This window comes from Maricaulis sp. W15 (assembly GCF_001924955.1).
In the GTDB taxonomy this organism is placed as follows: domain Bacteria; phylum Pseudomonadota; class Alphaproteobacteria; order Caulobacterales; family Maricaulaceae; genus Maricaulis; species Maricaulis maris.
On sequence record NZ_LQXG01000002.1, the window covers coordinates 79,964 to 104,262 of the forward strand.

Consider the following 24,299-nt stretch of genomic DNA (forward strand, 5'->3'; position numbering starts at 1 on the left):
CGGTCAGCCGGCGCGGTATTGGCGCAGCGGCTTTGCCGACCCCACAAGGGTCGCGATCTCCGCCCGGACCGCTTTGGACGCCTCGTCGAAACCGGCAATCTGGCCGCGCGTCAACGGTCGCGACAGGAGATAGCCCTGCAGCACCAGGTCGGGCTGGAATCCGAGCGCGCCCAACTCGTCGAACTCCTCGATGCCCTCGACCACGACATTGATGTTCAGCTCGCGCGCCAGGTCGATCGTGGCCCGCACAATGATCTGGGCCTCGGGATCATTCTGCAGACCGGTCATGAAGGAGCGGTCGATCTTGATCTTGTCGAAGGGGAAGGCGCGCAGATAGCTCAGTGAGGAATAGCCGGTACCGAAATCATCAATTGCCAGGCCGACACCGAGATCCTTGAGTCCGCGCAGCACTTTCAGGGCCCGGGCCTCATCGTCAATCAGCACGCCTTCAGTGATCTCGATCTCGAGCCGCTGCGGGGCCAGGCCGGACTTGGCCAGGGCGCGCTGAACCGAATAAACTAGATTGCCCTGTTTGAACTGGGCCGGGCTGACATTGACCGCGATCCGGCGCTCGTCCGGCCAGTTGACCGCTTCGCGACAGGCCGTTTCCAGCACCCATTCACCCATTTTCAGGATCAGGCCGGTTTCCTCGGCGATCTGCACGAATTCCGACGGCGGGACATTGCCGCGACGCTCGTCATGCCAGCGCACCAACGCCTCAAACCCGGACACCCGGCCATCGCCGAGCCGGACCTGGGGCTGGAAATTGAGGGTCAGCAGGTCGTCATCAATGGCCAGGGCGAGGTCCGCCTCCAGCATGCGCCGTTCCTGCATCATCAGGCCGAGCTTGGGATCAAAGTCACACACCTGGTTCCGGCCCTGCCCCTTGGCGCGATAGAGAGCCAGGTCGGCCTGGTTCATGAGCCTGTCGGGGTCCTCGCCGTCCATCGGGAACATCGTCACACCCCCCGACGCCGAGACCTTGAGATGCAATTGTCCGATGGTCAGCGGTGAGCCGACATTGTTGACCACGCGCTGGGCGGTCAGCAGCACGTCCTCGCGATTTTCGACATCCGGCAGGACGACAGCGAATTCATCGCCGCTCAACCGGGCCGCAACTGCATTGCGTGGCAGGGCGTCAAGCAGGCGTTCCGAGACCGCTACAAGCAAGCGGTCACCGACGGCGTGACCGTGCACATCATTGACTTCCTTGAAGCGGTCGAGATCGAAGAACATCAGGGCGACCTGGGTATCATCATCCCAGGCATTGCGAAGTTCGGCTTCAAAAGCCTCGCGGAATTTCAACCGGTTCGGCAAGCCGGTCAGCGTATCATGGTGGGCCAGATGGACCATGCGCGCCCGCGCCCGCTCTTCCGAGGACACATCCCGGAAGGCGAAAATGCGGGCGGTCAGCCCGTCAAAATCCATCTCGCGTGCCCGCACCTGTACCGTGATCGGGGCACCGTCCCGGCAGCGCAGGCGGCATGTCATCGGGTCGGTCTCGCGGACATTCTGCAAGACTTCGATGGCTTCGGCATCCAGGGCCAGCTTGGCCACCGGCATGCCGACAAGGTCTCCGCGCTCGAGCTTGAGCATCTCGCAGAAACGCCCGTTCATGTCATGCATCAAACCGTCGCGAACGACGGCGATACCCTCAAACGTGGCTTCCGCAAGGGCCCGGATGCGGTGACCTTCCGCAGCCCGGCGCAGGCCGAGATGCTGGTCGATCGCAGCCGCGGCGAGGCCGATGCTGACGACAAACACCGCGCCGAGGGCAATGGTGATCGCAAGCAGTTTCGGCGACAGACCGCCATCCTGTGCCGGCACGCTGAAATCAGGCACCAATTCCATCGCCGACATCGACAGGAAGTGCAGGCTGACCACGCCGCCGACCAGCAGGGCAGCGCCGCCAAACAGGCCACGGCGGCTGGTGCCGCCCGTCGCAACCGCACCCGCCGCAGCGGCGAACTGGACGCCCAGGGCCAGCGCGGCGATCACCAGTCCGGCATCCCAGACCACGCTCGCACCGACACGCATGGCGGCAACGCCCACGAAATGCATCGCCGCGACACCGCCACCGACCAGACCGCCGCCAATCGCCGACGCGTAGCGATAGTCCGAACGGACCGCGAAGGCCCAGCCGCAAGAGGAGATGATGACAGCGAGCAAAAAGGACGTGACTGTTTCGAACAGGCCGAACGACACGGGAATCGCGCTTTCATAGGCGAGCATGGACACAAAATGCGTGCCCCATATCCCGGTCCCGGTGACAAATCCGGCAAACAGGAGCCAAGCAGGCTGACGCGCTGCTTCCGCGGCCTTGGCGCGGCGCACGATCGATACCGCAGCCAGCGCAGAAAGCGCGCACAGCAAAGCGGCCACGGCGACGAGACCCAGATCGTGTTCGACCGTCAAACAGTAGTATACGCGATACACCAAATGCCCCAGAGGAACTGCCTTGAACGCGACCGTCCCACAAAAAGGCAATCATAGCCTTAACGCCGCTGCCCGGCGTTCAAGCCCGCGGATTGCCGGCGTTGATGAGGCCGGCCGTGGCCCGCTCGCAGGTCCGGTCGTGGCGGCGGCCGTCATTCTCGATCCGGCGCGGCCGATCGACGGGTTGGGAGATTCCAAAGCCTTGTCCGAGCCGCGTCGCCTGGCCTTGTACGCGCTGATCCGCGAGCGGGCATGGGTTGGGGTCGGCATTGCCGAACCGGCGGAGATCGACCGGCTCAACATTCTCCACGCAACGATGGCGGCGATGGCGCGGGCCGTCGGGCGCCTGGCCGTCAGCCCGGCCCTTGTTCGTGTCGACGGCAATCGCGTCCCGCCCGGACTTCCCTGCCCCGCCGAGGCGATCATCAAGGGCGACGCCACCGATGCCAGCATCGGGGCCGCCTCAATCATCGCCAAGACCATCCGCGACGCGTTGATGACCAACGCCGCACAACGGTTTCCCGGCTACGGACTTGCCGGCCACAAGGGCTATCCCAGCCCCGCCCATCGCGCGGCGCTCAACGAGCTTGGCGCGACGCCGATCCATCGCCGATCCTATGCACCGGTCCGCGCGGCGCTTGAATCCCGGTTTTCCACCGATGCGAATCGCTGTGGATAACTTGATTCAGGGTTAACGGCCCGTTAGCCCTAAGAGCCGAAAAACTTGCTTCTGTAGCGGGAGTGGAGTGGCGCGTGATGGCCAACACAAAGATCGACCAGATCCTTGAGGGTGAATGCGTGGAAGTGATGAAATCACTTCCCGACGAAAGTGTTGACCTGGTTTTCGCCGACCCGCCCTACAATCTCCAACTCGGTGGCGACCTGCACCGGCCCGACAATTCCAAGGTGTCCGCGGTCGATAATGACTGGGACCAGATCGGCGGCTTTGACGAGTACGACCTGTTCACCTGGAAATGGATGGAAGAAGCGCGCCGCGTCCTGAAGCCAAACGGCGGCATCTGGGTCATCGGCAGCTATCACAATATTTTCCGGGTCGGCGGCATTCTCCAGGATGCCGGCTTCTGGGTGCTCAACGACATCATCTGGCGCAAGTCCAATCCGATGCCGAACTTCAAGGGCACGCGCTTTACCAATGCGCACGAGACCCTGATCTGGGCCGCCAAGACCAAGGATGCGCGCCCGACCTTCAACTATGCCGCCATGAAAGCACTCAATGACGGCGTGCAGATGCGCTCCGACTGGACGCTGCCGATCTGCACCGGCGGCGAGCGCCTGAAGGATGCCGACGGCAAGAAGGCGCATCCGACGCAAAAGCCCGAGGCCCTGCTTCACCGCGTCCTGCTGTCGACCACCAATCCCGGCGATGTCGTGCTCGACCCCTTCTTCGGCACCGGAACAACCGGCGCTGCGGCCAAGCGTCTGGGACGCCATTTCATCGGCATTGAACGCGACGCGGCCTATCTCGAGGTCGCCCGCAATCGCCTTGCCGCCATCACCCGCGCGACCGGCGATACGCTCGACGTCACCCAGTCCAAGCGCGCCCAGCCGCGCATTCCCTTCGGCGCCCTTGTCGAGCGCGGCATGCTGAAGCCCGGCGACACACTGTATTGCCCCAAGGGCCGGCATACCGCCCGGGTACGCGCCGACGGCACGCTGATCGCCGGCGACCGCGCTGGCTCGATCCACCAGGTCGGGGCCCAGATCCAGAGCGCGCCATCGTGCAATGGCTGGACCTATTGGCATATCCGCACCAAGCAGGGCCTGGCCCCGATTGACATCATGCGGGCAGAAATCCGGGCCACGCTCGAGAACTGAGCCGTCACAGATGCCCCATCCAGGCGACGCCTTTCCCGACCCAGACATACTGGCCGCTGATAGCCGGTTTGCCAGCCTGCACAATCTGCGCCTGCTCCTGGTTGAAGACAATCTGATCAATCGGGAGGTCGCCCGCGCCTTCCTCAAGCCGCTGCAGCTGGATATCCGCGAGGCGGAGACCGGTCTTCAGGCTCTCGAATGCCTGCAATCCGGTGCCTTCGACGCCATCCTGATGGATGTCCGCATGCCGGTGATGGACGGGCTGGACGCCACGCGCCGCATTCGTGCCAGCACAGCCGCCTGGCGTGACATTCCGGTCGTCGCCATGACCGGCAATGTGTCAGCCGCCGAAATCGACGAATGCCATGACGCCGGCATGGACACGCATCTTGCCAAACCCTTCCGGCCCGACGCCCTGTTTGCAGCCCTGCTGGAGGCCCGGCAACGCCGCCCCTATCCAGCCGCCGGGCACGGCAGCTAACCGCCCCGCATCATCAGGACCTTGCGCATCACACTCGGCAGGGCTTCCGCATCCAGGGCATCGACGTGGGCCCAGTAACCGCTGTCCGGCTCCCACGCCATGCCTGCCTCGCCCTCACGCACTTCGAGCCGCAATTCGAAATGGGTGAAGACGTGGCGGACCTCGCCGCGCGCGATCCAGTCGGCATCAAACGGGGGCTCGGCACCGACCCGGGTCTCAAGTCCGGCGCTCTCGATCCAGTCGGTCGAGGGAATCTCCGTCATCCCGCCCAGCAACCCGCTCTCGGCCCGCCGACGCAACCAGATCCGCCCGCCACGACGGACCAGCCAGGCGGTGCCGCGACGCACGGGTTTGCGCTTTTTCGGCGGCTTGACCGGATAGCGTTCCATATCGCCGGCGGTGGCAGCGGCGCAGGCAAAATTCCAGCAACAGGCGGCACAATCCGGGGCCCGCGGCGTGCACACCGTCGCCCCGAGATCCATGATCGCCTGGGCATAGTCGCCCGATCGCACCGGATCGGCGATGGCGGCGGCGCGCTTGCGGATTTCCGGCTTGGCTTTCGGCATCGCGGTCGCGACCCGGTACAGGCGGGTGATGACCCGCTCGACATTGCCGTCAACAACGCTGGCCGGCTTGCCAAACGCCGCCGCCAGGATCGCATTGGCCGTGTAGTCTCCAATACCCGGCAGAGCCCGCAAACCCTCCATCGTGTCGGGGAATTTGCCGCCATGCTTGGTCGCGACCTCGATCGCACAGGCATGCAGGTTGCGGGCACGGGCGTAGTAGCCCAGCCCGGCCCACTCGCGCAGCACATCATCACGCGGTGCGGCAGCCAGGTCCTGCACGCGCGGCCAAAGGGCCAGGAAGCGGTGCCAATAGGGCGTCGCGTGCGGCACGGTGGTTTGCTGCAGCATGATTTCCGACAGCCAGATCGCATACGGGTCGGCCACAGCACCGGCGGCCCGGTCCTCCGGACGGATGCGCCAGGGCAGGCTGCGGCCTTCGCGGTCGTACCAGGCGAGCAGTTCGCGGCGGAGGCGGGCAATGGGAGATGTCTTGGACAAGGCAGGAGCCGGTTGCAGGCAGGACGGATCAAAGCGACACTGCGAGCATGATGCGCAAACCGCCCCCGTCAATGCTGGAACAGGCTGCCAGCGACTTCATTCGCAGTCGCCGCGGCCGTCCGGCCGCCAAGCCGCCGCCCTCGGCAGCGCGCGCGGCCGAACGGGTATTGCGCCCCCTCGCCCGCCAGTTCGGGGTCGGGGTCGAGCAATTGCGCGAACACTGGACCGAGATCGTCGGCGAACGCCTCGCCAAATGGAGTGAGCCGGAAACCATCCAGCGCGGCGGCGGCGGTGTCAGCACGCTGGTGATCCGCGCACGCGGTGCCGCCGCCGCGATCCTGCAGGCCGAAAGCCGCCGGATTCTCGAACGGGTCCGTACCTTTGCCGGTGATCGGGCACCGACCCGGCTGCGCATCCTGCAGGGCCAGGCCCGTCGTTCTGCGCCGGGCGCCAGCGATCAAGCGGTTGTGAAGCCGATGAATTCGGCGTCACAAGTGAGCGAGGGGGTGGAGCAAACACCCGAGGCGCGTCTATTGTCCGCGCTCAACCGGTTCGAAAATTCGGTCAAAACCCGTGAGGGATCGTGACCACTTGGCAAGGGGAGCCCAAATGAGCCTGACCCGACGACTTTTCTCCGCTGCGGCCATGACCGCTGTTCTGGCCCTGTCCGCCTGTGGCAACAGCGAGGCGCCGGTTGATGGCCAGTCGAGCTTCGAACGCGCCGGCGATCGCGGATTGGGCAGCGCGACGGCGCCGGTCACCATGATCGAATACGCCTCGGTCGCCTGCGGCCATTGCGCCACCTTCCACAATGAAGTCTGGCCGATGCTGGAAAGCGAATATATCGAGACCGGCAAGGTCCGTTTCGTCCTGCGCGAGATGATTACCGGCCCGGCGCAATTCGCCATTGCCGGCTTCTCGCTGGCCCATTGTGTGCCGGAAGAGCGCTATTACGACATGGTCGATTTGTTGTTCCAACAGCAGAACGCCGTCTTCCAGGCCGCCCAGACCCAAGGCAGCGCGCGCAGCCAGTATCTCGCCATTGCCCGCTCCATGGGCATGAGCGAAGCCGATTTCACCCAATGCCTGTCCGACGAAACCATCACCCAGGACATTCTCGACGCCAATGATCGCGCTGGCGCCGAAGGTATTACGGGCACGCCGCGCTTCATCTTCAACGGCGAATTGCTCGATTCGCGCCGCGCCCCGGGCGAGAGCGCCTACACCTACTTCCTGGGCAATCGCCAACTCATCATCGACGGCGAGCCGGTGCCGAATTTCTCGGATGCCGAAACCTTCCGCCGCATTCTCGACCATCTTGTCGCCGAAAACTCCGGTGAGACGGCCATGGCCGAGGAAATGCCCGCCGAAACGTCCGAAGCCGGAGACGAGTAGTCCATCATGTCTGTCCTGCGTTTCCTGACCACCCTGTCAATTGTGGCCGCCGCGATTACGCTTCCATCCGGCGCCGCATCAGCACAACTGGCCGACGGCGCGGCCGCGTTGCGACCGACAGACCGGGTGCTCGGGGCGCCGGATGCGGATCTGGTGATCATCGAATACGCCTCCTTCGCCTGCCCGCATTGCGCCAGCTTCCAGACCGATATCTGGCCGATGGTCCGCTCGGAATTCGTGGATACGGGCCTGGTCCGCTATTCGGTGCGGCCGATGCTGACCTCGCCGCCACAGATCGCCGGCGCCGGTGTCATCCTCAGCGAATGCGTCCCGGAAGACCGCTATTTCGATGCCGTCGACCTGCTGTTCCACGAACAGGCGACCATTTTCCAGACCGCCCGCGATGGTGGCGATGTGCTGGCCGTCTATAACCGCATTGCCTCGGCGACCGGGACTTCACCCGAGGGCCTGCTGGCCTGCTTCCAGGACCCGGTCGCCAACGAGCATGTCAACGCCGTGGCAATGCAGGCCTCGGAAGACGGGATCACGTCAACGCCGAGCTTCATCATCGCCGGCGCACTGCTGGCGATCGGCCATCCGGGCGACGGCACAGCGGGGCACAATCATGCGGCGGCCGGCCCGACCGTGTTCCTGCATGGCGGAGAACCGCTGCTGATCGATGGTGAGACGGTGCCAGGCCGTTTGGACGAAGACTCTTTCCGCCGAATCATTCTTCACTTCCTCGAAGGGTCCGATTCGGCTGACTAGACAGACCTTCACGCCAGCGCCGCAATTGGATGCCAAACTGATGCGAGCCAGGCAGTTGGCTGCCTGGCAGGGTATTTGCGGCGCAAGGGAGACCGGGTGAAGTTCACACAGCTGAGGCTGGCCGGATTCAAATCATTCGTCGATCCGACGGAATTACGGATTGATCCGGGCCTTACAGGCGTGATCGGACCCAACGGTTGCGGCAAGTCGAATCTGCTTGAAGCCCTGCGCTGGGTGATGGGCGCGACATCAGCCAAGTCCCTGCGCGGCGACGGCATGGAAGACGTGATCTTCGCTGGCACCGACGCCCGTCCCTCCCGCAATTACGCCGAAGTCGTCCTCTCCGTCGATAATGCCGAAAAGCTCGCCCCCGCGCGGTTCAACGATGCCGACGTGCTCGATGTCACCCGCCGCATCACCCGCGGCGCCGGCTCGGCCTACAAGATCAATGGCGAGGAAGTCCGGGCCAAGGATGTCCAGCTCCTCTTCATGGATGCCGGCACCGGCGCCAATTCGCCGGCCCTCGTCCGCCAGGGCCAGATTTCCGAACTGATTGCATCCAAACCGCAAAACCGCCGCCGCGTTCTGGAAGAGGCCGCCGGCGTGTCCGGCCTGCGCGCCCGCCGCCACGAGGCCGAGCTGCGCCTGAAAGGGGCCGAGACCAATCTCGACCGCCTGCAGGAAGTCGTCGACGAAATCACCGCCCGTCACGGATCGCTGCAACGGCAGGCGCGACAAGCCTCGCGCTATCGCAAACTGTCATCCTCGATCCGCGCTCTGGAAGCCGCCGTCTGGCTCAATCGCTGGCGCGACGCGGCCCGCGCCGTGGAAACCGCTGAAGCCGCCCTGACCGAAAAGCGCACCGCGACCGAAGATACCAGCCTCGCCGCCGCCGAAGCCCGCACCAAGGCCGAAGTCCTGGCCGCGTCGCGCGAACCGGCCCGCCAGGCCGAGGCGGAAGCCGCTGCCGCCCTGCGCCTACTGGAACGCGAACGCGACCGGCTGCAACGCGATGCAGAAGACGTCCAGCGGTCAATCCACGGGCTGGAACGCCGGCTCGATGATCTCGCCAATGGCGCGCGGCGCGAGACCGATATTCTCGAGGACGCCCGCACCAGCCGTGTCGAAGCCGAAGCGCAGATCGCCCGGCTCGACAGTGAGACGCAGGACGAGCAAGCGGCGCTGGACGCTGCCGAACTCGCATCAGGCGACGCCGAAACAGCGCGTCAGACGGCTGAGGAAGACCTCGACCGCCGCGCCTCCGAAGCCGCCGACAAACGCGCCTCGATCGACAGCGCCCGCCGCGACCTGGCGCGCCACGAATCCCGTCTGGCCCAGATTGATCGCGAGATTGACGCGGCCCGCGCCGAATTCGACCGGGTCCGCAATTCCACTGCGCTCACCGAACTGGAAACCGCCGAAGGCGAAGCCGGCGCCACCGAAGCCGCGCTGCTCGCGGCCCGCGCGGCATTGGACAAGGCAGAGAATGAACGACAGGCCTCAGCCCAGGCGCTGGAGGCCGCCGCCGACGCCTGGCGCGAAGCCTCTGCCCAGCGCGAAACGCTGGAGCGCGAAGCCAAGGCATTGGAGCGCTTGCTCGCCGGGTCCCAGGCGGAGACCCTGTCACCCGCCATCGAAGCGGTACGGGCCCGGCCGGGCTATGAACACGCGCTTGCGGCGGCCCTGGGCGATGATCTCGAGGCCTCACTGGATGCGGCCGCGGCGCGCCACTGGGCGCAAACGACCTGCCATGCCGATAATTTGCCGGGTGGCTGCGTCCCCCTGTCCGACCATGTCCAGGCACCGCCGGCGCTCAAGGCGCGGCTCGATGCGGTCGGTGTCATCAAGGCCGACAAGGCCTTGGAAGCCGCGGCCAAGTTGAAGCCCGGCCAACGCCTGGTCACCCGCGAGGGCGATCTGTGGCGCTGGGACGGGCTGGTGGCCCGCGCCGATGCACCCTCCGCTGCGGTGGCCCGCCTGGAACAGAAAAACCGTCTCGATGCGATCCGCGCCGAACTCGACGAGACGCTCGTCAGCCATGACAAGGCCCGTGACGCCGAAGCGGCGGCCCGGGAACAGGCACGGCTGACGCGCGACGCCGAAGCCGAAGCCCGCACCGCGGTCGGACCGGCGGAACGGCGCTCGCGCGAGATCCTGGCGCGCATTTCCGACCTGCGCGAAAATGCCGCCAAGGACGCCGCCCGCGCGACCGCACTGGAAGAACGCCTTGACCGGCTCACGGCCGAACAGGCCGACAATCGCGCCGCCATCGACCAGGCCCGCGCCGTCCTTGTCGAAGCGGAGACCGCGGAAGGTGATACCGATGCCCTCGACACCGCCCGCGAAGCCGCCGACAAGGCCCGCAGTGCCGCCGCCGATGCCCGCGCGGCACTGGAAAGCCTCAAGCGCGAGCGCGAACAACGCCGGCAGCGCCGCATGGGCTTCAAACGCGATCACGACGCCTGGGCCGAACGTTGCAAATCCGCTGAAGCGCGACTGGAAGAAATCGCCGCCCAACGCAGCGAGGCCGAAGAACGCCTGGAGACCGCCCGCGCCCGCCCCGAGGTGATCGAGGACCAACTCTTCGAACTCGCCGGCAAGCTGCGCGCCGCCGAAGCCAAGGCTGAAGAAGCACGCCAGGCCGCATCGGCCAATGAGGGTGAGGTCAAACAGGCCGACAGCGCCGCCCGCCAGGCAGAAGCCGCCGCCTCGGCGGCTCGCGAAGGCCGCGCTGCGGCCGAGGCGACGCTGAATGCGGCCCGCGCGCGCTTGGCGGAGACCACGGAACGCCTGCAGGACGCCACCGGCGAGGCGCCCGGCACGCTGAGCACACGCTTCGACGAGGACGAAATGTCCGAATTGACTCCCGCCGAGCTGGAGCGTCGGCTCGACGAGGCACGCCAGTCACGCGAGCGTCTTGGCGCGGTCAATCTGCGCGCCGATGATGAAGCCGAGGAACTCGCCGCCAAGATCGAGGAGATGACCCGCGAGCGCGATGACCTGGTGGAGGCGATCGCCCGCCTGCGCAAGGCGGTCGACGAACTGTCGCGCGAGGGGCGGATGCGGCTTCTGGAAGCCTTCGACATCGTCAACAACCACTTCCAGACCCTGTTCGAAACCCTGTTCGAAGGCGGCCATGCCGAACTGCGCCTGACCGAACATGATGATCCGCTGGAAGCCGGTCTGGAAATTTTCGCCTGCCCGCCGGGCAAGAAGCTGGACAATATGGCGCTGATGTCCGGCGGCGAGCAGGCACTGACCGCCTCGGCCCTGATCTTCGCGGTCTTCCTGTCCAATCCGGCACCGGTCTGTGTGCTGGACGAGGTCGATGCGCCGCTCGATGATGCCAATGTCGACCGTTATTGCCGCATGCTCAATGAAATGCGCCGCCTGACCGAGACCCGTTTCCTGGTCATCACCCATAATGCCCTGACCATGTCGCGCATGGACCGCTTGTATGGTGTGACGATGGCCGAGCGTGGCGTTTCCCAGCTGGTCTCGGTTGACCTGGTGGGCGCCGAACAGCTAATCGCCGCAGAATAGCCTATACTGGCTTATTTTTCAGATACTTATATCAAGGCCACCCTTGCTTGACTTGCCGGGGGGCCGTGGATAGTGTGCGCGCGCCTGTGGGGGGCTGTTCTTCCGTAGGCAGACCGGTCCAACATGTCAGGCGAAGACGACAACCCACGCAACCAATCCCGAGCCGAACTGGACGAGCTGCAGCTGCGCATTGACGCGACGCGCGGCAAGCACCAGCAACCGGCCGGAAAACCACCCAGTTCCGCCTGGGCCTTGGGGATGCGCTACGGGTCAGAATTCTTCGGCGGTGTTCTGGTCGGCGGCGTGCTGGGCTATGTGCTCGACGTGTTCGCCGGAATCAGTCCTTTCGGACTGATCATCGGTACGATGCTGGGTTTTGCGGCAGGCACTCTTAATGTGGTGCGCGCCGCTCGCGAGATAAGTTCGGAGTCCGACGGCGACAAGGCCTGAGGGTTTCACAGGGTTCAAGGCGGCAATCGCCGCAAGACATGAAAGAGGCCGGGCGTGGCAGACACCAACCCGATCAAGCAGTTCGAAGTCCACGAAGTCTTCCCCTTCGAGGCCTTTGGTCTGAATCTGGCGTTCACGAACTCCAGCTACTTCATGATGCTGACGACGGGGCTGACCATCGTTCTCTTCGCCGTCGCCATGTCGAGCCGGGCCCTGGTGCCGAACCGGGCCCAGTCGGTGGCGGAGATCATTTACGGCTTCGTCGCCGACATGGTCCGATCGACGGCCGGTCAGGAAGGCCTGCGCTTCTTCCCGTTTGTCTTCACGCTCTTCATCTTCATCCTGGTCGCCAACATGCTCGGCATGTTCCCCTATTTCCCGGCGCCGGGTGCCCACTCCTTCACCATCACCAGCCATCTGATCGTGACCGTCGCCCTGGCGATGCTGGTCTGGCTGACCGTCATTGTTTATGGCGTGTTCAAGAATGGTGCGAAATTCCTCAAGATCTTCGTGCCATCAGGCGTGCCGATCTTCATCTTGCCCTTCGTGACGCTGATCGAAATCATCTCCTTCGTCTCGCGTCCGATCAGCCACTCGGTACGTCTGTTCGCCAACATGCTGGCCGGCCACATCCTGCTGAAGGTCTTCGCCGGTTTCATCGTCATGCTGGCCGCCGGTTCGGCGTCCATGGGCATGGGTGAGTTGCCGGGCTATCTGGCCGGCGTATTCCCCTTCGCGATGACGCTGGGTCTGACGGCGCTGGAATTCCTGGTCGCTTTCCTGCAGGCCTATGTCTTCGCGATCCTGACCTGCATTTATCTCAACGACGCCCTGCATCCGGGTCACTGATCCGCAGGCGTCACAACCACAACAACTGATACAGCCCCCTCAAAGGAGTTTTTGATATGGAAGAAATGGGCAAATACATCGGTGCCGGCCTCGCTTGCCTCGGCATGCTCGGCGCAGCTATCGGCGTTGGTAACATCTTCGGTTCCTTCCTTCAGGGCGCCATGCGCAACCCGTCGGCTGCCCAGTCGCAGTTCGGCAACCTGATCTTCGGCTTTGCCGTGACCGAAGCCCTGGGCATCTTCTCGCTGCTCATCGCTCTGATCCTGCTCTTCGTTGCTTGATCATTGAGTTGTGGCCGCGTCACCCGGCGCGGCCTCACTCCTTTGCTCCACCTGACTAGAGGAGCCGGCGTCCCATGACGCACGCACCGCATTCAGAAGTGGCCCAACACGTCGCCGACGCTGCTGCCGATCATGCAGACTCGGGTGTGTTCCCGCCCTTCGACCCGACATATTTTGCGTCGCAGCTCTTCTGGCTGGCGATCTTCTTCGTGATTTTGTACGTCGCGCTGGATCGTTTCATCCTGCCGAAGATCAAGACGACGATCGAGGACCGCCGCGACCGCATCGCGGACGATCTGGACGCTGCCGCCCAAGCCAAGGCTGATGCCGAGGCTGCCGGCGAAGCGTATGAAAAATCGCTCGCTGAAGCCCGCGCCAAGGCGCATGGCATCGCGGCCGATACCCGCAAGGCGCTAGACGCCGAGATCGCCAAGGAAACCGCTGGCGTGGAAGCTGAGCTCTCTGCCAAGCAGGAAGCGTCGGAAGCCGCCATCCGCAAGGCCAAGGACAAGGCGTTTGCCGAAGTCCGCGGTATTGCCGCCACCGCGACATCTGCCGTCGTGGCCGCCCTGTCCGGCGTCGAGGTCTCCGAGGCCGATGCCGGCAAGACCGTCGACGGTCTGATCAAGGCGAAGGAGGCGTAAGCCATGATGATCCGTGCTGAAGAAACCGGACATGGCGAAAGCCAGAGCCTGATGGACTGGATCGTGGCACAGCCTGCGGATCCATCCTTCTACGCCTTCCTGGCCCTGATCGCCTTTTTCGGCCTGCTGCTGCGCATGGGCGTGCACAAGACGATCGCCAAGACGCTGGACGACCGCGCCGACGCCATCTCCTCGGAGCTGGATGAAGCGAAACGCCTGCGCGAGGACGCTGCCGAAATGCTGGCCTCTTATCAGCGCAAGCAGCGCGAGGCGGAAGCCGAGGCCGAAGCCATCATCGCCCAGGCCAAGACCGAGGCGAAATCGCTGAAGGCGGAAGCCCGCAAGGAAATGACTGAGCGTCTGGAACGCCGCACCGCCATGGCTGAGCAGCGCATCGCCCAGGCCGAAGCCCAGGCTGCCGCGGAAGTCAAAGCCGCTGCCGCCGAGCTCGCTGTCCAGGCCGCCGAGGAAATCCTCAAGACGAAGCTGAAGAAGACCGATCTCAACAAGCTCGTCGATGCCGACATCAAATCGGTGGGTGAACGCCTGAACTAGGCTCCCCTCACCCCTGAAAGCCAAAAGCCCGCGGTAATTGCCGCGGGCTTTTTTCTTGCACGCCTGCATATAAATGGACAAATACGTCCGGTTAACGCCCGTTTTCTCCTATAAGAGGACGTAAACGGCCTATTTGACAACGGGACAGATGTGACATAAACGTCCGGTAATCGTAAAATTTCTGCCTAAACGGACTTATATGGCCGATTATATTCCAGATGATCTGATGCCGGTCGATTCCCTGCTTGAACAGGTCGGCGCGCGCATCGAGCGCTATCGGATCGCTCGCCGCATCAAGCAGGAAGATCTCGCCCGACAGGCCGGCATATCCAGTCGGACCCTGCGGCGGCTCGAGGCCGGGGGAAACGGCACGCTGGACACGGTCGCGCGGGTTCTCCGCGCGTTGGACATGGATGATCGCCTGCTCGCTCTCGTACCGGACGCGACGGTCAGCCCGCTCGATCCGCGCAGCGACCGTAAACAGCCCCGCCAGCGCGTCCGAAACAGCGTCTCCGTATCGGAACAGCCCTGGCAATGGGGTGACGAGGACGGAGCATGACCCGTGCCGATGTCATCCTGTGGGGGCGCCGGATCGGCGCGGCCCTGTGGGATGACAGCCGCGATATTGGGGCCTTCGAATACGTGCCGGAGTTTACCCGCTCCGGCATCGAACCCGCCCCGCTCGCCATGCCGTTGCGTCCCGGTGTGTTTGAGTTCCCGGACCTGCCCCGTGCGGCCTTCAAGGGCCTGCCAGGATTGCTCGCCGACAGCCTGCCGGACAAGTTCGGCCATCTTCTCATCAATCGCTGGCTCGCCGAACAGGGCCGGGCGCCGGGCAGTTTCAATCCGGTGGAACGGCTCTGCTATACCGGGCGTCGCGGCATGGGCGCGCTTGAATTCGAACCCTCGACGCGCGCCGGACCGACCAGCGAAGGCGCGACCGTCGATATAAGCGGGTTGGTCGAACTCGCCGATCATATCGTCAAGGACCGGCTGGAGCTCAAGGGGCGCCTCGCCGGCAATGACGACCAGCTCGTCCTCGAGGACATCCTGCGCGTCGGCACGTCCGCAGGCGGCGCCCGCGCCAAGGCCGTGCTCGCCTGGAAGCCGGCCACCGGGGAGTTCCGCTCCGGCCAACTCGACGCGCAGGCGGGCTTTGAGCCCTGGCTTCTGAAATTCGACGGGGTCAGCGAAAATGCCGACAAGGAGATCGCCGATCCACTCGGCTATGGCCGGCTGGAATATGCCTGCCATCTCCTGGCGCGCGAGGCCGGCATCACGATGTCGGACTGCCGCTTGCATGAGGAAGGTGGCCGCGCCCATTTCATGACCCGCCGCTTCGACCGCACAAAGACGGGCGGAAAACTGCACATGCAGACACTCGCCGCGATGCGCCATTTCGATTTCAACCAGCCGCGCGCCTACAGCTATGAACAGGCGATCGAAACGATCCGCATGCTCGGGCTTGGCCATCAGACGCGCGAGGAAATGGTTCGCCGCGCCTTGCTCAACATCGTCATCCGCAACCAGGACGACCATGTGAAAAACATCGCCTTCCTGATGGACCGGGCCGGGCAATGGTCCCTCGCGCCGGCTTATGACGTGGTCTACGCCTATAACCCGTCCGGCGACTGGACCTCACAGCACCAGATGTCCCTGTCGGGCAAGACGGACGGATTTGAGCTGGACGATCTGCTGCGCTTTGGCCGCTTCGGCGACATCAAGCCGGCGCGCCTGAAAGCCATGCTCGATGACATCCTGGCGGCCGCGCAAAACTGGTCGCGCCATGTCGCCACAGCAGAGGTGCCGGAGCGATTGGCCCGCACCGCACATTCCTTCTTCCGGATGGACTGGAACTGAGTGCGAACCGGCTATTCGGCCGGATCGGCTTCCTTTTCACCAAAGGCCCAGCGCACGCGCTTCCACAGCCAGGGAACCCGGCGCAGGAGTTCAGTGATCTTGGTGTGCAGCGTCTTGGACGCGCCTGCCACCAGGACAAGGCCCAGCAAGCCGACAAACGCGCCGATCGGCACCAGCGGGAAGGGTGTCAGGATCGCGACGGGAACCGAGATCACCATCAGCAAGAGGCCGATCGCGATGCAGATGCCACGGATGATCAGCACGACAAACGCACCGATCGGGTGGCTCCTGGCCCAGCCATTGAGGCTCTCATTCATCGCTGCGACCATCTCCAACCCCGTTCGTCGGGGCGCACCACCGATATGGGGCGCGCGGACGAACAGACAACCATAAACGCGTAAACATCACCCCAATGCGAGACAAAAGCGCCGAAATTCAGGCGCGCTCATCAGTCGGCGGCAAGATGTTGCATCTGCGCACCGGTTTCGTGAACCGGCTTTACAGGACAGGACTGTCCACCCCACCCTGATCGCCGGAACCGACTGCGGCTCAGACGATGCGCATAAATTAATCGGTTTCGCAGCGCCCTGTCATCCGGGACCGCACAGGTCGCAGTCCCGGATGCCGGAATCGTTACTCGGCCGCTTGTTCCAACGGCGTCCAGCGCAGCACCGGCTGGCGGGCGGCGCGGGTTTCGTCGAGGCGTTTGGTCGGCGCATGCACCGGAGCCGCCAGGAAGCGGGCGGTGTCACCGGCCTTGGCCGCAGTCGCGAGCGCTTCGAGCACTTCGATGAAGCGGTCGAGACCGCTCATCGACTCGGTCTCGGTCGGCTCGATCAGCATGGCGCCATGGACGACCAGCGGGAAATACATGGTCATCGGATGATAGCCCTCATCGATCATCGCCTTGGCGAAATCGAGTGTGGTGACGCCGGTATCCTTCAGGAAACGATCGTCAAACAGGGCCTCGTGCATGCAGGTGCCTTCAAAGGCCACAGTCATGACATGGCTGAGGCGGGCCTGGATATAGTTGGCGTTGAGGACGGCATCCTCGGCGACCTGTTTGAGACCATCCGAGCCATGGCTCATCATGTAGGTCAGGGCGCGGGTGAACATGCCCATCTGGCCGTGGAAGGCGGCCATGCGGCCAAAGGGCGTGCCCTCGGCCTCGTCCATGTGCTCGACCAAATCCCAGCCGCCCTTCTCGGTCGCAACCACGTAAGGCACAGGCGCGAAGGGCGCCAGCGCGTCGGAGAGCACGGTCGGGCCGGAACCGGGACCACCGCCGCCATGCGGGGTGGAGAAAGTCTTGTGCAGGTTGATATGCATGGCATCGACGCCGAGATCACCCGGGCGGACCCGGCCGACAATGGCGTTGAAATTGGCGCCGTCGCAGTAGAAATAGCCGCCCGCCTCGTGGATCAAATCGGCAATCTCGCGAATATCCCGCTCGAACAGCCCGCACGTGTTGGGATTGGTCAGCATGATGCCGGCGACATCATCGCCGAGCTTGGCCTTGAAGGCTTCCATGTCGACGCGGCCGGTCTTGTCCGCCGGAATCTCGTCGACCGTGAAGCCACACTGCACGGCGGTTGCGGGATTGGTGCCGTGGGCGCTCTCGGGAACGAGGATGCGGCGACGGCCGGTCTGGCCATCGGCGTCCAGCTTGGCGCGGATCGCCATCATGCCGCAGAACTCGCCATGGGCGCCGGCTTTCGGCGACAGGGCGACGGCGGGCATGTTGGTCAGCGTCATCAGCCAATGGGCCAGCTCGCCCATCACCTGATAGGCGCCCTGCACCGTCGAGGCCGGCTGCAGCGGGTGCACATCGGCAAAGCCGGGCATGCGCGCGACCTTCTCATTGAGACGCGGATTATGCTTCATCGTGCACGAGCCAAGCGGGTAAAGGCCCAGATCAATGGCGTAATTCTTCCGGCTCAAGCGCACATAGTGGCGCATCGTTTCCGGCTCGGCGAGACCGGGCAGGCCGATCGCATCCTTGCGCTCGAGACCGCCCAGACGCGGCTTGAGCCCCTTGGGTTCCGGCAGGTCAACACCGCAGCGATCCAGCGCGCCGCGCTCGAAAATCAGCGGTTCGGCCTGGTCGAGGCCGCGACTGCCGGAAATGGTGTCAGCGTATCCACCGGTGGCGATGTTCTCGGCCATGCGGGTGGGACGTCCTTGGGTGTTCATCGACATGATCAGAGCACTCCCGCGAGGGCCTTGGCGAAGACGGCGATGTCTTCCGGCGTGTTGGTTTCAGTGGCGGCGACGATCAGGTAATTCTCGAACCGGCCCGGATAGAGGCGGCTGGCCGGCACACCACCGAGCACACCAAAGCGCGCCAATTCGTTGACGACCTGGTCGGCATTCTTCGGCAACAGCAGGGTGAACTCGTTGAAGAAGGTCTCGTTGACCAGTTCGACACCCGGGATCGAGGCCAGCGCATCGGCCAGCTCACAGGCAGTCTCGTGATTGAGACGGGCGAGCTGGGTCAGCCCCTTTTCGCCCAAGAGCGTCATGTGAATGGTCCAGGCCAGTGAACACAGGCCGGCATTGGTGCAGATATTCGAGGTCGCCTTGTCGCGGCGGATATGCTGCTCGCGGGTCGACAGGGTCAGCACATAACCGCGGCGGCCATCGGCATCGATGGTCTCGCCGGCGAGGCGACCCGGCATCTGGCGGATAAAGCGGCGATCATCCTTGCAGGCAAACAGGCCGACATAGGGTCCGCCGAAATTGAGGCCGACGCCGATCGACTGGCCCTCACCCACGGCAATATCCGCACCCATATTCCCCGGCGCTTCAACCAGGCCCAGCGACACCGCTTCGGTGAAGACGGCAATGACCAGCGCACCCTTTTCATGGGCGATGCGCGAGACTTCCCGCAGATCGTGCAGGCGGCCGAAAATGTCCGGCGTCTGGATGACCACGCAGGCGGTGGTGTCGTCGATCTCGGCGATCACGGCGTCGAGATCGGCCGGGGCCGCGTCCGTCACCGAGATCGAGACGTCGGAATACTTGGCCAGTGTCTGGGACGCCTCGACATAATGCGGATGCACCGAACCGGCCATCACAGCCTTGTTCCGCCGCGTCACGCGAGCCGCCATCATGACCGCCTCGGCGCAGGCCGTGGAGCCGTCATACATGGAGGCATTGGCCACATCCATGCCGGTCAGGAGCGCCACCTGGGTCTGGAATTCAAACAGGGTCTGCAGCGTCCCCTGCGAGATTTCCGGCTGGTAGGGCGTATAGGCGGTCAGGAATTCCGAACGCTGGATCAGATGGTCCACGGTCGACGGGATATGGTGCTTGTAAGCGCCCGCCCCCACAAAGAACGGCGCCTGGCTGGCCGCAAGATTGCGCGACGCCATGGCCGACATGGCGCGCTCGACCGCCATTTCGCCCTGCTTGGTCGGAAGGTCGACCAGACCATCCAGCCGTGCCGCTTCCGGCACATCGGTGAACAGCTCGTCGATGGAGGCCACGCCGATCGCATCGAGCATGGCCTTGCGGTCGGTATCTGTGTGGGGGAGGTATCGCATCAGGTTTTCCTGCGCAGAGAGTTGAACCAATCAAGGATCGGCTTGTGACCGCCTAGGACGATGGTGATGGTAATGACGGGAATGAGGATTGCGGTCGTTAGCGCGAGACCATACCAGCCAGCCTCGACTGTCATGGCCCCGAACAGATAGACGCCGACGGCAGCAGCAGCGAAGAAAGCCGTCACCACACTCAATTGGGTCGCCCGTTTGACTGCCCGGCCGGCCCGCCCGAGGCGCTCCTGTCCAAACACGTCGATCGCTGCGTTCAACACGATATAAGCCAGCATCGCCGATGCGGCGCCAGCAAAGACCAATTGGAAACGCGTTGCGTCCTCGTCCCAGATCCAGCGGATCGACAGGAAGAGCATCAATGCATAAGGCAGGACCTGCTTGCTGAACTGACGGAGCTTCCCCATCCAGTCATCCTTTACGCCGTATGAGCGCTGTACGCGGCTTCGTCCATCAGGCCGTCGAGCTGGGCGGCGTCGGACAGCTTGATCTTGACGAACCAGCCCTCGCCGGTGGCGTCTTCATTGACCTTGGCCGGCTCGCCTTCGAGCGCGTCATTGATGGCGGTGATCTCGCCATCGACCGGGGCATAGACCTCGGAGGCGGCTTTCACCGATTCGACGACCGCGAACTCGTCGCCCTTGGCGAGGGTCTTGCCGATTTCGGGAAGCTCGACGAAGACGACATCGCCCAGCTGGCCGGCGGCGAAAGCGGTGATGCCGACAGTGGCGATATCGCCGTCAACGGTGATCCATTCATGGTCTTCGGTGTAACGCGTGGTCATGGGTTTATCTCCTGCCCCAGAAAGATGATCGGGCCTCAGCCCCGATAGAAATTCGCCGGTACGAACGGCAATTTGGTGATGGTGGCGGCGCGCGGCTTGCCGCGCACGAGGATGTCGACTTCGGTGCCCGACGCCATGAAATCGCGATCCACATATCCCATGGCGACCGGACCATTCACGCTCGGACCGAAGCCGCCGGAGGTCACGATGCCTATGATCTTGCCGGACTTGTCGGCGATCTCGGCGCTTTCACGGGCCGGAGCACCGGTCAGCGTCAGGCCGACCCGCTTCTGGCAGGTCTTGTCCTCGATCTGCTTTGCGATCACGTCGGCGCCGGGGAAATCGCCGCGTTCGCGGCGCGATTTGGCCAGGGCCCAGATCAGCGAGGCTTCGACTGCGGTACGGTTCTCGTCCATGTCATGGCCGTAAAGGCAAAGCCCGGCTTCCAGACGCAGGCTGTCGCGCGCACCAAGTCCGATGGCTGCGACTTCATCCTGGGCCAGCAGCAGGCGAGCAATGCGGTCGGCATCAGCCTCCGGAATGGAAATCTCGAACCCGTCCTCGCCGGTATAGCCCGAGCGCGACATCATCACGTCGACACCGTCCAGCGTGAACACGCCGCACTGCATGAAGACCATCTTGCAGGCCTGAGGGCACAGCCGTGCCATGACGTCCTTGGCGGCTGGCCCCTGCAGCGCGAGAAGCGCGCGCTCGGGGATGCGGGTCAGTATGCCCTTGCCAGCCGTCGCCGCTTCGATATGGGCGAAATCGGCGTCCTTGGTCGCGGCGTTCACGACCAGATAGATACCATTGCCGTCCGGACGCGAGACCATCAAATCGTCGCGTATCCCGCCACGCTCATTGGGCAGCAGCGTGTATTTCTGTTCACCGGCCCCGATCTCGGACAGGTCGCAGGTCAACAGCGCTTCCAGCGCCGCCTCATCACCAACATAGCGCGCCTGGCCCATATGCGAGACGTCGAACAGGCCGGCCTGTTCGCGGCAATGCTTGTGCTCGCCCATGATGCCGAGCGGGTATTGGACCGGCATGTCATAGCCGGCAAAGGGCACCATCTTGCCGCCAAGCTCGACATGGAGGGCGTGGAGCGGTGTCTTGTGGAGGGTTTCGGTCATGTCGGGTCCTTGCAAGGGTGCGATCCTGCACGCCCGGCAAGGCCTGCAAGCTGATCGCCCCCGCTGTCCCGAATACCTGAGAGATTCCGTGCGCGCCGTGGACGCCCCCCGATCGGGACCGGCCGCACTTGCTCCGTCGGTGGGGCAAGGGACTGATCCCTCACCCGCTTTCCAGCGTTTTACTCTCCCGCGGTCCCTTGGCCTGAGCGTTTCCGGGGCGGTTGCGCCTTCGGCGCCGGCATATTCGCCGGTCTCTCCCGCGGGGAGTTTGGTCTTGCATCACCCGGTTTCAGGCGGGTTTTGCTATTGCGCCGGACTCTATGAATCCGGGACCGAGAGTCAATGTCACAAAACGGTTTATTCGCCCTGATGGGACAGGTGCATGCAGCGACCGAGCCCGCCCTGGAGCAGTGAGGTAAACTGGGCCTGGTCAGTTGGCGGCAAGGCGGCCGCCTCGACCGCAGCGGTATCGCGTGCCGCCTCCCAGTCCTCGATCATGCCCTGCTCACGGACCGCACCCTGCGACCCCAGCGCGAAAACCCTGTAGATAGCCGGACTGGCCGCTTCACGCAGAGCGGTGTCGAAACAGGCACAAAACTCCGTGTGATCAACCGGTTCGCCGCCGGAATGTCCAACCTGCTGGATCCGGCAGGCCTGCTGCATCCAGACTGAATACTGCTCCGGATCATCCGGAAACTCGGTTGCTGCGAGGCCGGCGAGGCCGACAATCAGGCTGACGAACATGGCATTTCTCCTCCCGGGTTGACGGGAAGTCTAGCCGATCATCCGCCGCCTGCCCTCCCCTGATCGGGGGAGGAAGGTCCGCAGGACAGGTCGCTTATCCCCCTCATCCGTCGCTGCGCGACACCTTCTCCCAAGGGAGAAGGAAGGGTGGAGTTACATCCGCTCCGGCGCCTCGAGTCCCACCAGGTGCAAACACAGCTCGAGCTGTTTCAGCGTGGCTTGCGACAACGCCAGGCGGGAGGCCTTCACGGCGTCGTCTTCGGCGACCAGGACCGGGCAGGCGGCGTAGAATTTCGAGAAGGCCTGGGCCAGCGTGAAAGCATGGTCGCAGATGGCGTTGGGCGCGCGGTTGTCGATCGCCTGGTCGAGGGCGGCACCAAAGGCGTCGAGCGCCAGCAGGAGATCGCGCTCTTCCTGGGCGTCAATCGCGATCCTGCCCGGCTTCACGCCGGCCTCTTCAGCCCGGCGCATCAGGGATTTCACGCGCACGGCGGCGTAGAGAAGGTAGGGGCCGGTCTTGCCTTCGAAACTGGTGAAGCGGTCGAGATCGAAGACGTAATTCGTGGTCCGGTAATTCTGCAGATCGGCAAACTTGATCGCCGCCAGTCCGACCATCCGGGCGACCCGATCATGCTCTTCGGCGCCGACATCGGCAGCAAGACCCGCCTCCTTGAGGCGTTCATCGGCGCGTTCGATGGCGCTGGAAATCAGGTCGGCGAGACGGAAGGTGCCGCCATCGCGGGTCCGCAAGCGCTTGCCGTCGGTGCCGTTGACGGTACCGAATTTCACATGCTCCAGTGCGCCTTCGGCGGCCAGACCGGCTTTTTCAGCCGCGCGGAAAACCTGCTCGAAATGGTCAGATTGGGCCAAATCGACGACATAGAGGGTCAGGTCCGGACCGACCGATTGCTTGCGGTCGAGAATGGTTGCCAGATCGGTGGTTCCATAAAGCGATGCACCACCGGATGTGACGAGGATGAGCGGCGCCAGCTCCTTCTTGTCACCGTCGCGGGCCACACGGACAACCCAGGCGCCCTCGCTCTGTTCGGCCACGCCGCGGGCCTTGAAATCCTCGACCAGGCCGGGGATCAGGGGATCGACATCGCTCTCGCCCTTCCACAGGTCGAAATGCACACCCAACGCTCCGAAATCGCGCTTCAGGGCGGCAACAGAGACCTCGATGAAATGACGCAGCAAGGCGCGGTAACCGGCCCGACCGGCCTGCAGTTCGGCGGTCGCGGTGCGGGAGATTTCCAGCCGCGCCGGATCGGCCTTGGCAGCAGCGGAGGCCTGGGGGTAAAGGCGCGCCAGGTCCTCGATATTGACCGGTGGCTCAGACGGGTAGTCGCCCGCATGATCGGCATTGAAATAGACCAGGTCCGGCTGTTCCTGGCGCAGCTCGGTGATCAGATGACCCATCTGCAGGCCCCAATCGCCGAGATGGATGTCGGACACGACCTTGTCACCGCGGAAGCGGAACAGACGTTGCAGGCTGTCGCCGAGCACCGAGGACCGCAGATGGCCGACATGCATCGGCTTGGCGACATTGGGGCCACCGAAATCGATCATCACCGTCTTCGGCGCATCAGTCAGCGGCGCGCCCGCGCGCTCATCGGCAGCGATCTCGGCGGCGCGCTCACCGTAGAGATGATCGGCGGGACGCAAATTGATGAAGCCGGGGCCGGCAATCTCGGCAGCGCCGATCTGCGGGATGCCGTGCAGCGCCTCGATCAGCTTGGTGGCCAGTTCGCGCGGATTGGTCTTCGCCTGCTTGGCCGCCGGCATGGCGCCATTGCACTGGAAAGGAAAGACTTCCGGGTTCTGCTTGGACGGCGTCACACGGCCCAGCTCACGCGGAAGCTCGAGGGAAGCAAACGCGTCGCCCAGCACGCTGCTGAGCTGATCGGCAATAGACGGCATGA

At 64.2% G+C, this 24,299-nt stretch carries 24 protein-coding genes and 2 riboswitches; of the genes, 14 read left to right on the plus strand and 10 right to left on the minus strand.

Annotated features, from left to right (window positions below; genetic code table 11):
- Positions 1-3: 3 nt before the first annotated feature.
- Positions 4-2,436 (minus strand): EAL domain-containing protein, encoded by a 2,433-nt coding sequence (locus AWH62_RS03240; protein ID WP_143742897.1) that lies wholly within the window; start codon positions 2,434-2,436, stop codon positions 4-6.
- Between the two features lie 22 nt (positions 2,437-2,458).
- On the opposite strand from AWH62_RS03240, the gene AWH62_RS03245 reads away from it, so the two are divergent.
- The 3 genes from AWH62_RS03245 (at position 2,459) to AWH62_RS03255 (ending at position 4,753) form a co-directional block, all read left to right on the plus strand.
- Positions 2,459-3,115, plus strand: coding sequence for a ribonuclease HII (locus AWH62_RS03245; RefSeq protein WP_083634965.1), 657 nt, complete (start codon positions 2,459-2,461; stop codon positions 3,113-3,115).
- Positions 3,116-3,192: 77 nt separating this feature from the next.
- Positions 3,193-4,272, plus strand: coding sequence for a site-specific DNA-methyltransferase (locus tag AWH62_RS03250; RefSeq protein ID WP_075189048.1), 1,080 nt, complete (start codon positions 3,193-3,195; stop codon positions 4,270-4,272).
- A 10-nt stretch (positions 4,273-4,282) separates the two neighbouring features.
- Positions 4,283-4,753: a response regulator gene (locus AWH62_RS03255; protein WP_075189049.1), complete on the plus strand. Its 471-nt coding sequence runs from the start codon at positions 4,283-4,285 to the stop codon at positions 4,751-4,753.
- Here the strand turns inward: AWH62_RS03255 and mutY are convergent.
- On the minus strand, positions 4,750-5,817 hold the full coding sequence (gene mutY, locus AWH62_RS03260) for an A/G-specific adenine glycosylase (protein WP_075189050.1): 1,068 nt from the start codon (positions 5,815-5,817) through the stop codon (positions 4,750-4,752). The genes AWH62_RS03255 and mutY overlap by 4 nt on opposite strands.
- 50 nt (positions 5,818-5,867) lie before the next feature.
- Here mutY and AWH62_RS03265 point away from each other — a divergent pair, with 50 nt between their 5' ends.
- The 11 genes from AWH62_RS03265 to AWH62_RS03315 all read left to right on the plus strand — a co-directional run bounded on the left by AWH62_RS03265 (position 5,868) and on the right by AWH62_RS03315 (position 16,162).
- Positions 5,868-6,404 (plus strand): DUF721 domain-containing protein, encoded by a 537-nt coding sequence (locus tag AWH62_RS03265; RefSeq protein ID WP_158025547.1) that lies wholly within the window; start codon positions 5,868-5,870, stop codon positions 6,402-6,404.
- Between the two features lie 22 nt (positions 6,405-6,426).
- Positions 6,427-7,212: a thioredoxin domain-containing protein gene (locus AWH62_RS03270; protein WP_083634966.1), complete on the plus strand. Its 786-nt coding sequence runs from the start codon at positions 6,427-6,429 to the stop codon at positions 7,210-7,212.
- A 6-nt stretch (positions 7,213-7,218) separates the two neighbouring features.
- Entirely contained in the window at positions 7,219-7,980 is a 762-nt protein-coding gene (locus AWH62_RS03275) for a thioredoxin domain-containing protein (RefSeq protein ID WP_075189053.1), read from the plus strand.
- A gap of 96 nt (positions 7,981-8,076) precedes the next feature.
- Positions 8,077-11,523: a chromosome segregation protein SMC gene (smc, locus tag AWH62_RS03280; protein WP_075189054.1), complete on the plus strand. Its 3,447-nt coding sequence runs from the start codon at positions 8,077-8,079 to the stop codon at positions 11,521-11,523.
- 123 nt (positions 11,524-11,646) lie between these two features.
- A complete protein-coding gene (locus tag AWH62_RS03285; protein WP_075189055.1) occupies positions 11,647-11,973 on the plus strand; it encodes an AtpZ/AtpI family protein in 327 nt (108 codons plus the stop codon).
- Positions 11,974-12,027: 54 nt separating this feature from the next.
- Positions 12,028-12,822 (plus strand): F0F1 ATP synthase subunit A, encoded by a 795-nt coding sequence (locus AWH62_RS03290; protein WP_075189056.1) that lies wholly within the window; start codon positions 12,028-12,030, stop codon positions 12,820-12,822.
- A gap of 56 nt (positions 12,823-12,878) precedes the next feature.
- On the plus strand, positions 12,879-13,103 hold the full coding sequence (locus AWH62_RS03295) for a F0F1 ATP synthase subunit C (RefSeq protein WP_075189057.1): 225 nt from the start codon (positions 12,879-12,881) through the stop codon (positions 13,101-13,103).
- Positions 13,104-13,177: 74 nt separating this feature from the next.
- Positions 13,178-13,747: a F0F1 ATP synthase subunit B' gene (locus AWH62_RS03300; protein WP_075189058.1), complete on the plus strand. Its 570-nt coding sequence runs from the start codon at positions 13,178-13,180 to the stop codon at positions 13,745-13,747.
- A 3-nt stretch (positions 13,748-13,750) separates the two neighbouring features.
- Complete coding sequence (locus AWH62_RS03305) at positions 13,751-14,302, plus strand: F0F1 ATP synthase subunit B (RefSeq protein WP_083634967.1); 552 nt, start codon at positions 13,751-13,753, stop codon at positions 14,300-14,302.
- A gap of 226 nt (positions 14,303-14,528) precedes the next feature.
- Positions 14,529-14,861, plus strand: a complete 333-nt coding sequence (locus AWH62_RS03310; RefSeq protein ID WP_198928858.1) for a helix-turn-helix domain-containing protein — start codon at positions 14,529-14,531, stop codon at positions 14,859-14,861.
- Positions 14,858-16,162: a type II toxin-antitoxin system HipA family toxin gene (locus AWH62_RS03315; protein ID WP_075189059.1), complete on the plus strand. Its 1,305-nt coding sequence runs from the start codon at positions 14,858-14,860 to the stop codon at positions 16,160-16,162. The genes AWH62_RS03310 and AWH62_RS03315 overlap by 4 nt, the downstream gene beginning before the upstream one ends.
- Before the next feature lie 11 nt (positions 16,163-16,173).
- On the opposite strand, the gene AWH62_RS03320 is transcribed toward AWH62_RS03315, so the two are convergent.
- The 8 genes from AWH62_RS03320 to argS form a co-directional block, all read right to left on the minus strand.
- On the minus strand, positions 16,174-16,479 hold the full coding sequence (locus AWH62_RS03320) for a hypothetical protein (protein WP_143742898.1): 306 nt from the start codon (positions 16,477-16,479) through the stop codon (positions 16,174-16,176).
- Between the two features lie 316 nt (positions 16,480-16,795).
- Positions 16,796-18,361 (minus strand): aminomethyl-transferring glycine dehydrogenase subunit GcvPB, encoded by a 1,566-nt coding sequence (gene gcvPB / locus AWH62_RS03325; RefSeq protein ID WP_075189061.1) that lies wholly within the window; start codon positions 18,359-18,361, stop codon positions 16,796-16,798.
- A 2-nt stretch (positions 18,362-18,363) separates the two neighbouring features.
- Positions 18,364-19,707 (minus strand): aminomethyl-transferring glycine dehydrogenase subunit GcvPA, encoded by a 1,344-nt coding sequence (gene gcvPA, locus AWH62_RS03330; protein ID WP_075189062.1) that lies wholly within the window; start codon positions 19,705-19,707, stop codon positions 18,364-18,366.
- On the minus strand, positions 19,707-20,123 hold the full coding sequence (locus AWH62_RS03335; RefSeq protein WP_075189063.1) for a hypothetical protein: 417 nt from the start codon (positions 20,121-20,123) through the stop codon (positions 19,707-19,709). The genes gcvPA and AWH62_RS03335 overlap by 1 nt, the downstream gene beginning before the upstream one ends.
- Before the next feature lie 11 nt (positions 20,124-20,134).
- A complete protein-coding gene (gcvH, locus tag AWH62_RS03340) occupies positions 20,135-20,500 on the minus strand; it encodes a glycine cleavage system protein GcvH (RefSeq protein WP_075189064.1) in 366 nt (121 codons plus the stop codon).
- Positions 20,501-20,535: 35 nt separating this feature from the next.
- Positions 20,536-21,633, minus strand: a complete 1,098-nt coding sequence (gene gcvT, locus AWH62_RS03345) for a glycine cleavage system aminomethyltransferase GcvT (protein ID WP_075189065.1) — start codon at positions 21,631-21,633, stop codon at positions 20,536-20,538.
- Between the two features lie 61 nt (positions 21,634-21,694).
- Positions 21,695-21,810: riboswitch (glycine riboswitch) on the minus strand.
- Positions 21,811-21,813: 3 nt separating this feature from the next.
- Positions 21,814-21,903: riboswitch (glycine riboswitch) on the minus strand.
- Positions 21,904-21,990: 87 nt separating this feature from the next.
- Positions 21,991-22,377, minus strand: coding sequence for a hypothetical protein (locus tag AWH62_RS03350; protein WP_075189066.1), 387 nt, complete (start codon positions 22,375-22,377; stop codon positions 21,991-21,993).
- Positions 22,378-22,530: 153 nt separating this feature from the next.
- Entirely contained in the window at positions 22,531-24,297 is a 1,767-nt protein-coding gene (gene argS, locus AWH62_RS03355) for an arginine--tRNA ligase (protein WP_075189067.1), read from the minus strand.
- Positions 24,298-24,299: the final 2 nt, after the last annotated feature.

Coding starts and splice junctions, on each gene's coding strand:
- AWH62_RS03250 (WP_075189048.1), top strand. CDS start 3,193: ATGGCCAACACAAAGATCGACCAGATCCTTGAGGGTGAATGCGTGGAA.
- AWH62_RS03255 (WP_075189049.1), top strand. CDS start 4,283: ATGCCCCATCCAGGCGACGCCTTTCCCGACCCAGACATACTGGCCGCT.
- AWH62_RS03265 (WP_158025547.1), top strand. CDS start 5,868: ATGCGCAAACCGCCCCCGTCAATGCTGGAACAGGCTGCCAGCGACTTC.
- AWH62_RS03270 (WP_083634966.1), top strand. CDS start 6,427: ATGAGCCTGACCCGACGACTTTTCTCCGCTGCGGCCATGACCGCTGTT.
- AWH62_RS03275 (WP_075189053.1), top strand. CDS start 7,219: ATGTCTGTCCTGCGTTTCCTGACCACCCTGTCAATTGTGGCCGCCGCG.
- AWH62_RS03285 (WP_075189055.1), top strand. CDS start 11,647: ATGTCAGGCGAAGACGACAACCCACGCAACCAATCCCGAGCCGAACTG.
- AWH62_RS03295 (WP_075189057.1), top strand. CDS start 12,879: ATGGAAGAAATGGGCAAATACATCGGTGCCGGCCTCGCTTGCCTCGGC.
- AWH62_RS03300 (WP_075189058.1), top strand. CDS start 13,178: ATGACGCACGCACCGCATTCAGAAGTGGCCCAACACGTCGCCGACGCT.
- AWH62_RS03305 (WP_083634967.1), top strand. CDS start 13,751: ATGATGATCCGTGCTGAAGAAACCGGACATGGCGAAAGCCAGAGCCTG.
- AWH62_RS03310 (WP_198928858.1), top strand. CDS start 14,529: ATGCCGGTCGATTCCCTGCTTGAACAGGTCGGCGCGCGCATCGAGCGC.
- AWH62_RS03315 (WP_075189059.1), top strand. CDS start 14,858: ATGACCCGTGCCGATGTCATCCTGTGGGGGCGCCGGATCGGCGCGGCC.
- AWH62_RS03320 (WP_143742898.1), bottom strand. CDS start 16,479: ATGAATGAGAGCCTCAATGGCTGGGCCAGGAGCCACCCGATCGGTGCG.
- gcvPB (WP_075189061.1), bottom strand. CDS start 18,361: ATGTCGATGAACACCCAAGGACGTCCCACCCGCATGGCCGAGAACATC.
- gcvPA (WP_075189062.1), bottom strand. CDS start 19,707: ATGCGATACCTCCCCCACACAGATACCGACCGCAAGGCCATGCTCGAT.
- AWH62_RS03335 (WP_075189063.1), bottom strand. CDS start 20,123: ATGGGGAAGCTCCGTCAGTTCAGCAAGCAGGTCCTGCCTTATGCATTG.
- gcvH (WP_075189064.1), bottom strand. CDS start 20,500: ATGACCACGCGTTACACCGAAGACCATGAATGGATCACCGTTGACGGC.
- gcvT (WP_075189065.1), bottom strand. CDS start 21,633: ATGACCGAAACCCTCCACAAGACACCGCTCCACGCCCTCCATGTCGAG.
- AWH62_RS03350 (WP_075189066.1), bottom strand. CDS start 22,377: ATGTTCGTCAGCCTGATTGTCGGCCTCGCCGGCCTCGCAGCAACCGAG.
- argS (WP_075189067.1), bottom strand. CDS start 24,297: ATGCCGTCTATTGCCGATCAGCTCAGCAGCGTGCTGGGCGACGCGTTT.